Source organism: Bradyrhizobium sp. (assembly GCF_028868675.1).
In the GTDB taxonomy this organism is placed as follows: domain Bacteria; phylum Pseudomonadota; class Alphaproteobacteria; order Rhizobiales; family Xanthobacteraceae; genus Bradyrhizobium.
On record NZ_JAGWUA010000137.1, the window covers coordinates 1 to 12,911 of the forward strand.

At 67.2% G+C, this 12,911-nt stretch carries 11 protein-coding genes; 4 read left to right on the forward strand and 7 right to left on the reverse strand.

Annotated features, from left to right (window positions below; genetic code table 11):
• Positions 1 to 661, forward strand: a 661-nt coding sequence (locus KGM94_RS17395) for a BRCT domain-containing protein (RefSeq protein ID WP_300261845.1), incomplete at its 5' end; no start/stop codon positions are given.
• Positions 662 to 822: 161 nt separating this feature from the next.
• Here KGM94_RS17395 and KGM94_RS17400 read toward each other — a convergent pair.
• Together KGM94_RS17400 and KGM94_RS17405 are read right to left on the reverse strand one after the other, a co-directional pair.
• Positions 823 to 2,103, reverse strand: coding sequence for a multidrug effflux MFS transporter (locus tag KGM94_RS17400; protein ID WP_300261848.1), 1,281 nt, complete (start codon positions 2,101 to 2,103; stop codon positions 823 to 825).
• A 130-nt stretch (positions 2,104 to 2,233) separates the two neighbouring features.
• On the reverse strand, positions 2,234 to 4,063 hold the full coding sequence (locus KGM94_RS17405) for an aminopeptidase P family protein (RefSeq protein WP_300261851.1): 1,830 nt from the start codon (positions 4,061 to 4,063) through the stop codon (positions 2,234 to 2,236).
• Positions 4,064 to 4,252: 189 nt separating this feature from the next.
• Here KGM94_RS17405 and KGM94_RS17410 point away from each other — a divergent pair, with 189 nt between their 5' ends.
• Positions 4,253 to 4,423 carry a hypothetical protein gene (locus KGM94_RS17410; protein WP_300261854.1) on the forward strand — a complete coding sequence of 57 codons (171 nt, stop codon included), beginning with the start codon at positions 4,253 to 4,255 and terminating at the stop codon, positions 4,421 to 4,423.
• Between the two features lie 156 nt (positions 4,424 to 4,579).
• On the opposite strand, the gene KGM94_RS17415 is transcribed toward KGM94_RS17410, so the two are convergent.
• Complete coding sequence (locus KGM94_RS17415; protein WP_300261876.1) at positions 4,580 to 5,467, reverse strand: 50S ribosomal protein L11 methyltransferase; 888 nt, start codon at positions 5,465 to 5,467, stop codon at positions 4,580 to 4,582.
• Between the two features lie 418 nt (positions 5,468 to 5,885).
• On the opposite strand from KGM94_RS17415, the gene KGM94_RS17420 reads away from it, so the two are divergent.
• Positions 5,886 to 6,050, forward strand: a complete 165-nt coding sequence (locus KGM94_RS17420) for a Flp family type IVb pilin (RefSeq protein WP_300261857.1) — start codon at positions 5,886 to 5,888, stop codon at positions 6,048 to 6,050.
• A gap of 313 nt (positions 6,051 to 6,363) precedes the next feature.
• Here the strand turns inward: KGM94_RS17420 and KGM94_RS17425 are convergent, their stop codons facing one another.
• Complete coding sequence (locus tag KGM94_RS17425) at positions 6,364 to 7,965, reverse strand: NAD(P)/FAD-dependent oxidoreductase (RefSeq protein ID WP_300261861.1); 1,602 nt, start codon at positions 7,963 to 7,965, stop codon at positions 6,364 to 6,366.
• Positions 7,966 to 8,195: 230 nt separating this feature from the next.
• On the opposite strand from KGM94_RS17425, the gene KGM94_RS17430 reads away from it, so the two are divergent.
• A complete protein-coding gene (locus KGM94_RS17430; RefSeq protein ID WP_300261864.1) occupies positions 8,196 to 10,475 on the forward strand; it encodes a fused MFS/spermidine synthase in 2,280 nt (759 codons plus the stop codon).
• Between the two features lie 12 nt (positions 10,476 to 10,487).
• Here the strand turns inward: KGM94_RS17430 and KGM94_RS17435 are convergent, their stop codons facing one another.
• The 3 genes from KGM94_RS17435 to KGM94_RS17445 all read right to left on the reverse strand — a co-directional run.
• A complete protein-coding gene (locus KGM94_RS17435) occupies positions 10,488 to 11,411 on the reverse strand; it encodes a glycerophosphodiester phosphodiesterase (protein WP_300261867.1) in 924 nt (307 codons plus the stop codon).
• A gap of 174 nt (positions 11,412 to 11,585) precedes the next feature.
• Positions 11,586 to 12,365, reverse strand: a complete 780-nt coding sequence (locus tag KGM94_RS17440) for a L,D-transpeptidase (RefSeq protein ID WP_300261870.1) — start codon at positions 12,363 to 12,365, stop codon at positions 11,586 to 11,588.
• Between the two features lie 225 nt (positions 12,366 to 12,590).
• Positions 12,591 to 12,911 (reverse strand): ABC transporter permease (locus KGM94_RS17445; protein WP_300261873.1); only part of this gene is annotated, 321 nt, incomplete at its 5' end.

A 12,911-nucleotide genomic window follows, 5' to 3' on the forward strand; every position in this document is an offset into this window, starting at 1 on the left:
CTTCGACGAGGGTTTCGTGAAGGAGCCGGCCGACATCTTCACGCTCGAGGGGCGCAACAAGAAGCTCAAGCTCGAGGAGATCGAGGGCTACGGCGAGACCTCGGTGCGCAACCTGTTCTCTTCGATCGAGAGCCGCCGCTCCATCGCGCTGGAACGCTTCATCTATGCGCTCGGCATGCGCCACGTCGGCGAGACCACGGCGCTGGCGCTGGCGCGCGGCTACGGCTCGTGGGACGCGTTCCACGACGCCTGCACGAAGGTCGCCAGGGGTGACGAGGAAGCGATCGCCGAGATGGATGCGCTCGACCAGATCGGCGACACCGTGATCCGGAGCATTGCGGACTATTTCGGCGAAAGCCACAATCGCGGCATCGTCGAGCGGCTGACGAAGGAGGTCACCATCGTCGACGCCGAGAAGCCGAAGAGCAATTCGGCGGTCGCCGGCAAGACGGTGGTGTTCACCGGCACGCTGGAGAAGATGACCCGCGACGAGGCCAAGGCCACCGCCGAGCGGCTGGGCGCGAAGGTGTCGGGCTCGGTGTCGAAGAAGACCGATCTCGTGGTGGCCGGCCCCGGCGCCGGCTCGAAGCTCGCCGACGCGAAGAAGCACAGCGTCACCGTGCTCAGCGAGGACGAGTGGCTGAAGCTGATCGGGGAGTGAAGCGCACGTCCCGTCATTGCGAGGAGCGAAACGACGAAGCAATCCAGAGTGCCTCCGCGGAAGCGGTCTGGATTGCTTCGCGGAGCCTGTCATCGGGTCGCGCTTTGCGCGGACCCGTTGGCTCGCAATGACGGGTGGATGCGGCGCGCGCCGCGCACCCCTCACAGCATCCCGCTCTCCTCCTCTTCCGCCTGCTCGATCAGCATCTCGCTCACCACCACCTCGCGGCGCGGCACGACGAAGATCATGGTCGAGGTGCAGATCAGCGAGATGCCGAGGATCGCTGATGTCAGCGGCAGCGTCGTCGTGGAGTGGCCGCCGAGATAGGCGCCGAACTGCGACAGCAGCGCGCCGATGCCCTGCTGCAGAAAGCCCATGGCGCCGGAGGCGGTGCCGGCGGCCTCGGGGCGTACGCTGATGGCGCCGGCGGCCGAGTTCGCCATCACGAAGGCGTTGCCGACCATCACGATCATCTGGGTGCCGAACAGCCAGCCGGGCGCCGCGTTGAGCCCTGTAATGCTGAGAGCGAGATTGAGCAGGCTGCCGCCGAGCTGCGCCGCGAGCCCGAACCAGATCAGTCTCTCCAGCGAATGCCGCGGCGCGAAGCGTACGCACAGGAGGTTGCCGACGAGGTATGCAAAGGCTGTCGTCGCGAACCACGCGCCGTATTCGGCGCTGGTGCGGCCCATTTGCGTCACCACGATGTAGGGGCCGCCGCCGGCGAAGGTAAAGATGATCTGCGAGGCCAGCACTTGGCACAGCACGTAGCCGACGAAGGCGCGGTTCCTGACCAGGCTGCCGAAATCGCCGCGAAAGCCGGAGCCGGGCGCGCGGTCGCGGCGCGTCTCCGGCAGTGCGAGCGCGATGCCGGCGGCAACCGCCAGCGATCCCGCGGTGATGGCGTAGAAGATCGCGCGCCAGCCGAACGCGGTCTCGAGCAGGCCGCCGGTCAAGGGCGACAGCATCTGCGCGATCATCATCACGGCGATGACGAGGCTGATCATCGAGGCGACGCGCTCGCGCTCGTAGAGGTCGCGGATGATGGCGCGGCTCACCACCATGCCGGTGGCGCCGCCGAGCGCCTGGAAGAAGCGCGCTGCGATCAACTGCGGCAGGGTTTCGGCGAAGATGCAGGCCGCGCTGGCGGCGACCATCAGCGTGAGTCCGGCGAGCAGCACGGGTCTGCGTCCGAACCTGTCGGACAGCGGCCCCATGATGAGCTGGGAACAGGCGATGCCGACCATGAAGAGCGACACCGTCATCTGCGCGACGGAGATGTCGCGCCCGAACGTGGTCGCCAGCACCGGCAGCGCGGGAACCAGCATGTAGAGCGAGATCGGCGCCACGCCGGTCATGGCGACCAGCAACAGCAGCATCGCGCGCGAGGTCGCGATGTCCTTGCTTGCCGCCGTGCCCTTCGGTTTGCCCGTCATGCCATGCATGACGGGACACTAGCCGCTTCGCGCGCGGCGCGAATACGGCGGTTTCGGCATGCGGCTATGCGCGACGTTCGGGCCGCTGCCTTCGCGCGAATAACAGCGGAGATTGCGAGCGGCTTTGCGCGCGCCGGAATTAGGCCTTCAGCTCCGTCGTCGCCTCATCGAGCCACGCCTTCGTCGCCGCATCGAGCGCCGGGCTCACCGCGGCGCGGACGCGGGCATGATAGGCGTTGAGCCAGCCGAGTTCGTCCCCGCCGAGCATGCCGGGCTCGATCAGCCGCCGGTCGATCGGCGCGAGCGTCAGCGTCTCGAACGCGTTCATCGGCTTCTCGGCGCCTGCGATGTCGGCTGTGACCACCAGCTCGAGATTCTCGATGCGGATGCCAAAGCCGTCGGTCTTGTAGTAGCCGGGCTCGTTGGAGAGGATCATGCCGCGCTTGAGTGGCGTGGTGCCGAGTTTCGAGATTCGCGCCGGCCCCTCGTGCACGCTGAGATAGCTGCCGACGCCGTGTCCGGTGCCGTGCTCGAAGTCGACGCCGGCGGCCCACAGATATTGTCGCGCCAGCGTATCGAGCTGGGCGCCCGTCGTGCCGTCCGGGAAGATCGCGCGCGCGATCGCGATATGGCCGCGCAGCACGCGGGTGAAGCGGTCGCGCATCTCCGCGGTCGGCTCGCCGACCGCCATCGTCCGCGTCACGTCGGTGGTGCCGTCCTCATACTGCGCGCCCGAATCGATCAGCAGCAGGTCGCCGCGCGCGATCCGCCGGTTGCTCTGGCGGGTGACGCGGTAGTGCACGATGGCGCCGTTGGGACCGGTGCCGGAAATGGTCGGAAACGACACGTCCTTCAGCGCGCCGGTGTCGCGGCGAAAGGTCTCCAGCGCCTCCACGGCGTCGATCTCGGTCAATTTGCCCGTGGGCGCCTCGCGGTCGATCCAAGCGAGGAAGCGCGACAGGGCCACCGCGTCGCGCCGATGCGCCGTCTGGGTTCCCGCGATCTCGGTCGCGTTCTTGACCGCCTTGAGCAGCGCGACCGGATCGCTGCCGCGCACCGGCTTGCCGCCGGCGCCAGCGATCAGCCGGCTGAGCGCATCGGCGGCCGTCGCACTGTCGAGCGCGATCGCAGCCCCGCCCTTCGCGAGCGCGATCAAAGTCGGCGTCAGCGCGTCCGGCTCCCGGACGTCGGCGGATTGCTCGAGATGATCGCGGCTGAGGTTGGAGAGCTTTCGGTGGTCGATGAACACGGTCGGCCGGCCGGCCTTCGGCACCAGCGCGTAGGACAGCGGCAGCGGTGTATGGGCGACGTCGCCGCCGCGGATGTTGAAGGTCCAGGCCACCGCATGGCTGTCGGACAGCACCAGCGCGTCGACGCCGAGCTTCTCGATCTCGCTCCCGATCTGCTTCAGCTTGTCGGCTTCCGCGACGCCTGCATGCTGCAGGCCGTGCACCGCGACCGGGGCGAGCGGCGGCGGCGGCCGGTCCGGCCACACCGCGTCCACGGGGTTGCCGTCGACCGCGACCAATTCGGCGCCCGCCTTGGCACAGGCGGCGGCGAGGCGCTCGGCTGCCGCAGAAGTGTGCAGCCACGGGTCAAATCCCAGGCGATCGCCGGGCTTGAGGCGGGCGGAGAGCCAGCTTTCCGGCGCCGGATCGATCAGCGATTCGATCCTCCAGGCCTTGGCGTCGACCTGCTTGCCCGCCTGCAGCGTATAGCGGCCGTCGACGAAGACCGCGGCTTCCTGGGGCAGGACCGCGGCGAGCCCGGCGGAGCCGGTGAAACCGGTGAGCCAGGCCAGCCGCTCTTCCGACGGCGCCACATATTCGTTCTGCTGCTGGTCGGCGCGGGGAATCACGAAGCCGGTCAGCTTGCGCCGGGCGAGCTCTTCGCGAAACGCGGCGAGCCGCGCGGTCAAGGCGACGCCGGCCTCCGGCTCCTCGAATGTCTGGAAATGCGCTTCGAACATTGCGGCTGCTACTTTAGAATCATGGGGATGAGTCCGCAATGTAGACGCAATCGCGGCGCATCTGGCATAAACTGTGCTTGCAGAGTTCCATTCGCGTTGAGTGGACGACGGAAGTGGCCATCAGCAGCCCCATCCGGAGACCGGAGGAAATACCGGGAGTGTTCCAACTCGACGACGAGGGGATACACGATGCCTGCGTTCACGTTTGAGAAGATTTCGCCTCCGGTCGGCCAAGGACCGTCCGCAACGGCGCCCGCCAGGCCGCAGGGCGTCATCAGCCAGATGATCGACCGCTTTGCCGAGAAGCGCGCCAAGAGCGCGGCGCGCGAGACGGGCGGCACCGACAAGCCGGCGGAATAGTTCGAGCCGCTCGGAATTCGAACCCCCACCCTGAGGAGCTTGCGTCAGCAAGCGTCTCGAAGGGCGAGGCCGGGATGGGGCCTCATGGTTCGAGACGGCGCTTGCGCGCCTCCTCACCACGAGGGGATAGAGCGAGCGATTGGCGGCTGGTGCACTTCACCCCATCCGTCGCAGCAACAGGCTGCTCCAGCCCTCGATCCGGAGGTGCCGCAGCGGCACCAGTCCGCGGGCGCGATAGGCGGCGATCACGGCTGGCGCCTGCGGCGTCAGCAGCCCCGAGAGGATGACCTGCGCGCGCGGCGCCAGATGCAGCGCCATCGGTCCCGCCAACTGCCGCAAGGGGTTTGCGAGGATGTTCGCCAGCACCAGGTCGAACGGGCCGGCGCTGGCGAAGTCCGGCGCGGCGAAGCCGGTGGCGCGGATCGTCTGCACGAGATTGCCGACGCCGTTGAGCGCGGCGTTCTCGCGTGCCACGCGCACCGAGGGCGCGTCGATGTCGCTGCCGAGCAGCCGGCGATGCAGCGCCTTCGCCGCCGCGATCGCCAGCACGCCGGTGCCGGTGCCGAGGTCGAGCACGCGTATGGGCCGCGAGCTCTTCAGGACATGGTCGAGCAGCAGCAGGCAGCCGCGCGTGGTGCCGTGATGCCCGGTGCCGAAGGCGAGTGCCGCCTCGATCTCGATCGCGAGCTTGTTGGACGGCACGCGGTCGCGGTCGTGACTGCCATGCACCACGAAGCGTCCGGCCGGAACGGGGACCAGGCCTTCCAGGCTCGCCTTGACCCAGTCCTTGGCCTCGACGGTGTCGAAGGCGATGGTCGCGGCAACTTCGCGGCCGGCGCCGTCGGCGACCAGCTCGCGCAGCCACGCCCGGTCCGGTGCGTCCGCGAAATGCAGGGTGACGTCCCAGCGCCCGTCCGGCCGCTCGAATGCGGCGACCGCCGTGTCGCCCTCGAAGAAGATCTCGGTCAGCACGTCGACGATACGGCGGGCAGCCGTCTCGTCGCCGATGGCGAAGGAGGCGCGGTGGCTGGGCAAGGGGGACATCTCGGTCACGGCTGCCTGCCTGCAACGAACTTGAAGCGCATGGTTCTGAGGTTCTGGTCGTATGCATCCGGAGCGACCGCGATCGAATACGGCCTGATCGCGGTCCTGAGCAGCTTGGGATCAACCTGTCGGTCTGCTTGAAACACTTAACGCCAGACTAATGCAATAGCCCCAGCCCGGCGGCCCCGCCGAATTCCGACATCGCCCCCGCGTGCCGCCCGTTGAGAGAAAATCCCTTGCGGGGCAAGGCGTTTCCGGGACGGGACGGTGACATTCGGCCGGCTTCTTCGATAAAGTTTGACGAACAATTGCCCCGCATCATTCGCAAGAGTTGCGGGTTCCGCGTTTAGCCCCCTTTAGGTTCCCGCGCCTATAACAGGGCCAGTTGGGCAGCCAACGCAACTGAATGGAGGCGAGCTTGAAGCGCATGGTTCTGAAATTCTGGTCCGATGAATCCGGGGCGACCGCCATCGAATACGGTCTGATTGCAGCCGGCATCGCGCTGGCGATCATCACCGTGGTCAACAACCTCGGCACTTCGCTGAACGACAAGTTTGGTTCGATCAGCAGCTCCCTGAGGTGATCTCGCTCCCTCTGGCGAAAGAGGGCGCACACTTTTCTCGATCTGATCTGGCTGACGCCCGTGAGAGACATGCTCTCGCGGGCGCTGCCGTCTGCGAGGAATGCGGTAGTGTCTCAGAGACACCACCGGAAATGCACAGGTTTTCCTCTCCTCGCGCAGTCGGTATCCACCGGCTTACGCACAGGGTTATCCCCCGGTTTCTCCACAGCCGGTTCCGGCGTTTTCCCGCCGCCCGCAACGACCTTTCCAACCTGTCGTCCACTCGCCTTCAACAGCCTGTCCACAGGCCGCCGGGGATGTCTCGTCACGCCCTCTAACCGAACGGCGCCCGGTGATCCCTCAGGATCGCACGGGCAGCATTGTGGCCGGGTGCGCCGGTGACGCCGCCGCCGGGATGGGCGCCCGAGCCGCAATGGTAGAGGCCCCTGAGCGGCCCGCGATAGTCGGCATGGCCGAGCATCGGGCGCGCCGAGAACAGCTGGTTCAGCGTCAGCGCACCGTGAAAGATGTCGCCGCCGATCAGGCCGAATTGCCGCTCCAGGTCGAGCGGCGACAGGATCTGGCGGCCGAGCACGCTGTCGGCAAAGCCCGGCGCGTAGCGGTCCACCGTCGCGATCATGAGGTCGGCGACCTCCTCGCGATGATCGTCCCAGGATCGGCCGCCGGGCAGTTCCGGCGCGACGTGCTGGCAGAACAGGCTCGCCACGTGGCGTGCCTCCGGCGCGAGGCTGTCGTCGAGCGTGGAGGGGATCAGCATCTCCACAACGGGCGAGGTGCTCCAGCCCTGCGCGCGGGCGTCCAGATAGGCGCGGTCCATATAGCCGAGGCTCGGCGCCAGGATGATGCCGGAAGTGAGATGGTCGCCGCCGCCCGGCAGCGCGGTGAAGGAGGGCAGGCGCGCCAGCGCCACGTTCATGCGGAAGGTGCCCGAGCCGTTCTTCCAGTGCCGGATGCGGGCGAGGAACTCCGACGGCAGCGCCTCCGCCGCGATCAGCCTCGTATAGAGCAGTGTTGGATTGACGCCGGCGGCGACATATTTCGCGCGAATGGTCGTGCCGTCGTCGAGGACGACGCCGCTCGCGCGGTCGCGCTCGACGATCACCTCGCGCACGCCGGCATCGGTCACGATCTCGGCGCCATGCGTGCGGGCGGCGCGCGCCATGGCCTGCGTGATCGCCCCCATGCCGCCGATGGCATGGCCCCAGACGCCCTTCTTGCCGTTCACCTCGCCGAAGGCGTGGTGCAGCATCACGTAGGCCGAGCCCGGGGCGTAGGGGCTCGCATAATTGCCGACGATGGCGTCGAAGCCGAACAGGGCCTTCACCAGATCATGCTCGAACCGCTCGTCCAGCATCTCGCCGGCCGAGCGCGTGAACAAATCGAGCAGGCTGCGGCTCTGCTCCAGCGTCAAGGCGCGCAGGATGTTCGCGCTTTGAATCGCGTTGACGGCCTCGCGCAGCGCGTTGGTGCCGAATCCGTCGAGCAGGTTCGGCGGCGCGCGCAGCACGAATTGCCGCAGCACGTCGGCGATCGCCGCCAGTTCGCGGGAGAAACCGTCGAGCGCGTCGGCATCGTGAGCGCTGAGTTTTCGCACGGAGTCCTTGGTGCGGCCCTCGCCGGTGAGGAGAAAGCTGCCGTCGGGCGCGGGCAAGAAATTCTGTGCGCGCCGCTCGACGATGCGCAGGCCGTGCTCGGCAAGCCTGAGGTCGCGGATCACCTTTGGATTGAGCAGGCTGACGGTATAGGCCGCGACCGAATTGCGGAAGCCGGGATGAAACTCCTCGGTGACCGCGGCGCCGCCGACGACCTTGCGCCGCTCGACCACCTTCACCCGCAGGCCGGCCATCGCGAGATAGGCCGCGCAGGTGAGGCCGTTATGGCCAGCGCCGATGATGACGACGTCGGTTTCGGTCATGTCGGGAGTCTCGTCACCGTCGTTGCGGGGCGGCTCGAAGGGCCGAACCCCAATGCGCAATTGCGCACTGGGGAACCTCGAGAGCCCAGGTCTGGTCCGTCGGACCATCCCGGAGTGACGCTGTTATATCAGGCATTGCCCTTCGCAACACACCGGGCATTTATTGCCCGTTCATGTGCCATATGCTCCAGTGCGCGCGCCGGCGCCCGCCGGGGTGAGCCGGAGCGTCCATGGACTCGATCGTGCAATCTGCCGCCGCGGAGCAGCCGCAGGCCTCGCGCAACCGGCTGGTGCTGACGGTCTATACTGCCGCGATTTTCGTCAGCGCGCTCTTGTTGTTCTCGGTGCAGCCGCTGTTCACCAAGATGGTGCTGCCGCGGCTCGGCGGCTCGCCGGCGGTGTGGTCGGTGGCGATGGTGTTCTTCCAGTCGCTGCTGCTCGCAGGCTATGCCTATGCGCACCTCTTGATGAAGATCCGCAATCGCGCCATCCCCGTCGCCATCCATCTTGTGCTCCTGGTGCTCGCGTTCACGACGCTGCCGCTCGGCATCGCCTCGTCCTTCGGCGAGCCGCCGGCCTCGGGCTACGCTTTCTGGCTGCTCGGCCTGTTCGCGGTGTCGATCGGCCTGCCGTTCTTCGCGCTGGCCGCCAACAATCCGCTGCTGCAGGCCTGGTTCGTCCGCACCGGCCATCCCGACGGACCCGATCCCTATTTCCTCTACGCCTCCTCCAACATCGGCAGCTTCCTCGCGCTGTTGTCCTACCCGGTGCTGCTGGAGCCAATGTTCACCCTGCGCAGCCAGAACTGGCTGTGGACCGCCGGCTACGGGCTCCTGATCCTCCTGATCGCGGCGTGCGGCGTGCTGCTGTTGCGCTCGCCGATGCTCAGCCTGGCCGATGCGCGGGCCGAAGACACAAATTCGCCGGCGCCGAGCTGGCTGGTGCGCGCGCGCTGGATCTTCCTCGCCGCGGTGCCGTCGGGCCTGCTGATCGCCGTGACCGCGCATATCTCGACCGACGTCGCGGCAGCGCCACTCCTGTGGGTGCTGCCGCTGTCGCTGTACCTGCTGACCTGGGTGCTGGTGTTCCAGTCGCGCCCGCTGCTGCCGCACAAGTGGATGCTGATGTTGCAGCCGCTGGCGATCGCCGGCGTGATAATCTTGCTCGCCTTCGGCGGCGAGCAGAACCTGCTGCTGACGCTGGGTGGCCATCAGCTCTGCTTCTTCGTCATCGCCATGGCCTGCCATGGCGAACTGGCGCGCACCCGGCCGGCGGCGAAGTATCTCACCGGCTTCTATGTCGCGCTGTCCTTCGGCGGTATGGTCGGCGGCCTGTTCGCGGGCCTCATTGCGCCCTTCACCTTTTCCTGGATCGCCGAGTACCCGATCCTGGTCGCGCTCGCGGCGTTGTGCCGGCCGTCGGCGGATGAGCGCCTTGCGCGCGTCATGGTCTGGTATTGGCTCGTGCTTGCCGGCCTGGCGATCGCGCTGGTCGCGCCGTCCTACGCCGCCGGCGAGGTCTCGACGTGGTTCGAGGACCATCGCGTCTGGGTCGCCGGCGCGGTCGGTGCGGTCGCGGCGCTGCTGGCACTTGCGCTCAATGCCGGCCGATGGAAGATTCTTGCGACCGTCGTGCTGGCGCTGGCACTGACCCGCGTCTATCCGGCGGACGAGGGCCGGGTCGAGACGGTTCGCAGCTTTTTCGGCGTGCACAAGATCGTGGTGACGCCGGGCGGCTATTTCCACGTGCTGATGCACGGCACCACCATTCACGGCGCCGAGCGCTTCCGCAACAATGACGGCACGCCGGTCTCCGGCCGGCCGGAGCCGATCACCTATTATCACAGGGACGGCGGCATCGGTCGGGCCGTCACCGCGATCCGCGAGCGCAAGGGTGCACCCCTCAAGGTCGCCGTGATTGGCGTCGGCGCCGGCACGCTCTCCTGCGCCTCCGAGCCGGGCGAGAGCTGGAAGTTCTTCGAGATCGACCGGACCATGGTCGACACCGCGCGCGACCCGAAATATTTCCGCTACATCTCGAGCTGCGCGCCCGACCTGAAGCCGGTGATCGGCGATGCGCGCCTCACCTTCGCCAGGGAGCCGGACGGCGCCTACGACCTCATCATCGTCGACGCCTATTCGTCGGATGCGATCCCGATTCATCTGGCGACCGAAGAGGCGATGAAGATCTACAAGGACAAGCTCGCCCCGCACGGCGCGGTGGTGATGCACGTCTCCAACCGCCATCTCGACCTCGAGACCGTCGTGGTCGGCATTGCCGACGCCAACGACCTCAAGAGCTGGGTCTACAACGAGGATTCGGGACGCGACGCCGACTACATCTTCTCGACCGACGTCGTGGTCTCGGCGCGCGAGGAAGCCGATGTCGGCAAGCTCGCATCTTCAGACAAGTGGGAGCAGACCGAGGCCAACGAGAAGTACCGGGTGTGGACCGATGACTATTCCAACATCGTCGGCGCGCTGTACCGCCGCCTGCGCGACGGCGAATAGCGCCGCTCGCGCTTACGGGCTGACCGGCGTTGCCGCCGGCAGCGGGATGCCCTGTTCGCCCGCGACCCGGCGCAACAGGTCCGGACGGTCGGAGATGATGCCGTCGACGCCGAGCGCGATCATGCGCGCCATGTCCTCGGGCTTGTTGACGGTCCAGACCACGACGCGCAGTCCGGCCTCGTGCGCCTCCGCAACGAGCGCCGGAGTTACGTCGCCGAAATAGGGCGACCAGATCACCCCGCGCGCCGCCTGGATCGTGCGCGGCAGCGAGCCGCCATGGTCGGCCGGATTGAAGCCCGCCATCCAGCTCGTGGCGCGGTCGAGCGCGACGGTGGGCGCCTTGCCCCGCTGCAGCGTGAGATAGACGGTCGGAATCTTCGGCGCCTGCTGCTGGACGAGCTGCAGGGTGCGCCAGTCGAACGACTGGATCATGACGCGATCGGAAAAGCCTTCGGCGGCAATGACACCGAGCAGCTTGGCGACGAAGGCCTGCGGACCGAGCGTCTCCTCGGGATGGTCCGGATCGATCTTGGTCTCGATGTTGAACCGCACGCGGTCGTTGCCGGACTTGCGGACCAGCGCGAACACCTCTTTCAGCGTCGGGATCCGTGTCCCCGGCAGCGCGCGCTGGTCCGGAAATTGTCTTGCGTAGGCCGAGTCGGGCCGGATCCGGCCGACGTCGTATGTCCTGACCTCGTCGAGCCGCAGCTTCAGGAATGGCATGCCGGGCGGCGTGATGTAGGCGCCGGCGGCGTCGCGGGTAATGTCGGGGTTGAGCCCGCGCTCGTGGGAGACGATCACCTCGCCGTCCGCGGTCATGCCGGTGTCGAGCTCGAGCGTGTCGACGCCGATCGACAGCGCATTGGCAAAGGCCGGTAGGGTGTTCTCCGGCAGCAGCGCCCGCCCGCCGCGATGTGCCTCGAGATCGAACGCCATGGCCTCTCCCGCGATGAGAACGAAGACGGCAGTCAGGATCGTCTTGGCAGGGGACGGCATCTTGGGGCGAAGCGCAAGAGGAAGGGCAACAGGGCACCGGTCGTGCCGTCGGGCGAGAGAGGATGGTTCACCTCGACAGCGGCGGCCACACGGGCCGCGCGCCGTCGCCGGCGATCAGTTCTGATAGTAGTAGTTCTGGCGCGGTGGGTAGTAGGGACGGGGCTGGTAGTAGCCGGGCTGACCGTAGCCCTGATTGTAGTACTGCTGCTGCTGCGGATAGGCCTGGGCGTCGTAGAGCGGCCGGTTCGAACGCGGCGCCGGATAGCGTGCGGTGTTGTCGCTGCCGTCGGCCGGATAGATGTAGCCGTCATCCTGCGTTTGCGGCGCATAGCGGCGTCCGGGCAGGGCCTGCGGCGTCAGGTCGACGGGATCGCCGGCCGCGGTGTACTGGTCTTGCCGGTACTGGTCCTGCTGGAAGTTGCGGCGGGCAACGGCGGTGCCGCGCGGATTGCGCGCCAGCGCGACCTGCGCCGAGCCGGTCAACGTTACCGTGGTGTTGAGCACGCCCTCTCGCTCGACCAGCGCATAGAGCGTTGCGGCATTGGCGCGCGATAGCCGCACGCAGCCGTGGGAAGCGGGTGTGCCGAGCCGGCCGACCGAATCGGTGCCATGGATCGCGTGCCCGATCTTGGTGAAGAAGATCGAGTGCGGCATCGGCGCGTCGTCGAATTCCTTGGAGTAGTGGTCCTCTTCCATGCGGAAGGCGCGGAACGATCCGTTCGGCGTCTCGCGCGAGGGGATGCCGGTCGACACCGGCCAGTGATAGCGCGCGACGCCGTCGACGGCGACGGTCATCTGCTGATTGTCCTTGTCGATGGTGATGTCGACCTTCGCCTGCGCCGCGCCGGCGCTGAGCAGCATCAATGACGTGAAAGCAACCAAAAGGAAACGCATCTTGATCCCGGCCTCCGGCCTGTTCGCGCAAGCGCCGCGGCTCTCCGTCCCCCGCCCTGCACTATGCCTGCAATCCGGCTTTGGTTCCAGTCGCCTGCGCACACAATCGTTAACGTCCGACCGGGCGCAAGCAAGGCTGCGGCATGATCAATCCGGGCAGGCGGTGCTGACATTTTCGCGAGCGCGCGTTCACGCTCTCGTCATCCCGGGCTGCCGCTCGTCGGTCTAGTTCTTCAGCCGGTAGCCGGTGCGGAAGATCCAGGAGATCACGACCATGCAGATCGCCAGAAACGCGAGGGTCATGGCGAGGCTCAGGGTCACGCTGACGTCGGCGATCTCGTAAAAGCTCCAGCGGAAGCCGGAGATCAGATAGACCACCGGATTGAACAGCGCGACCGTGCGCCAGCCCGCGGGCAGCATGTTCACCGAATAGAAGCTGCCGCCGAGGAACGTCAGGGGCGTCACCACCAGCATCGGAATCATCTGCAGCTTCTCGAAGCCGTCGGCCCAGATGCCGATGATGAAGCCGAACAGGCTGAAGGTCAC

What these genes read in the sequence shown, in the direction of transcription:
- KGM94_RS17400 (WP_300261848.1), bottom strand. Translation starts at nt 2,103, where the DNA reads ATGCATGGCATGACGGGCAAACCGAAGGGCACGGCGGCAAGCAAGGAC.
- KGM94_RS17405 (WP_300261851.1), bottom strand. Translation starts at nt 4,063, where the DNA reads ATGTTCGAAGCGCATTTCCAGACATTCGAGGAGCCGGAGGCCGGCGTC.
- KGM94_RS17410 (WP_300261854.1), top strand. Translation starts at nt 4,253, where the DNA reads ATGCCTGCGTTCACGTTTGAGAAGATTTCGCCTCCGGTCGGCCAAGGA.
- KGM94_RS17415 (WP_300261876.1), bottom strand. Translation starts at nt 5,467, where the DNA reads ATGTCCCCCTTGCCCAGCCACCGCGCCTCCTTCGCCATCGGCGACGAG.
- KGM94_RS17425 (WP_300261861.1), bottom strand. Translation starts at nt 7,965, where the DNA reads ATGACCGAAACCGACGTCGTCATCATCGGCGCTGGCCATAACGGCCTC.
- KGM94_RS17430 (WP_300261864.1), top strand. Translation starts at nt 8,196, where the DNA reads ATGGACTCGATCGTGCAATCTGCCGCCGCGGAGCAGCCGCAGGCCTCG.
- KGM94_RS17435 (WP_300261867.1), bottom strand. Translation starts at nt 11,411, where the DNA reads ATGGCGTTCGATCTCGAGGCACATCGCGGCGGGCGGGCGCTGCTGCCG.
- KGM94_RS17440 (WP_300261870.1), bottom strand. Translation starts at nt 12,365, where the DNA reads ATGCGTTTCCTTTTGGTTGCTTTCACGTCATTGATGCTGCTCAGCGCC.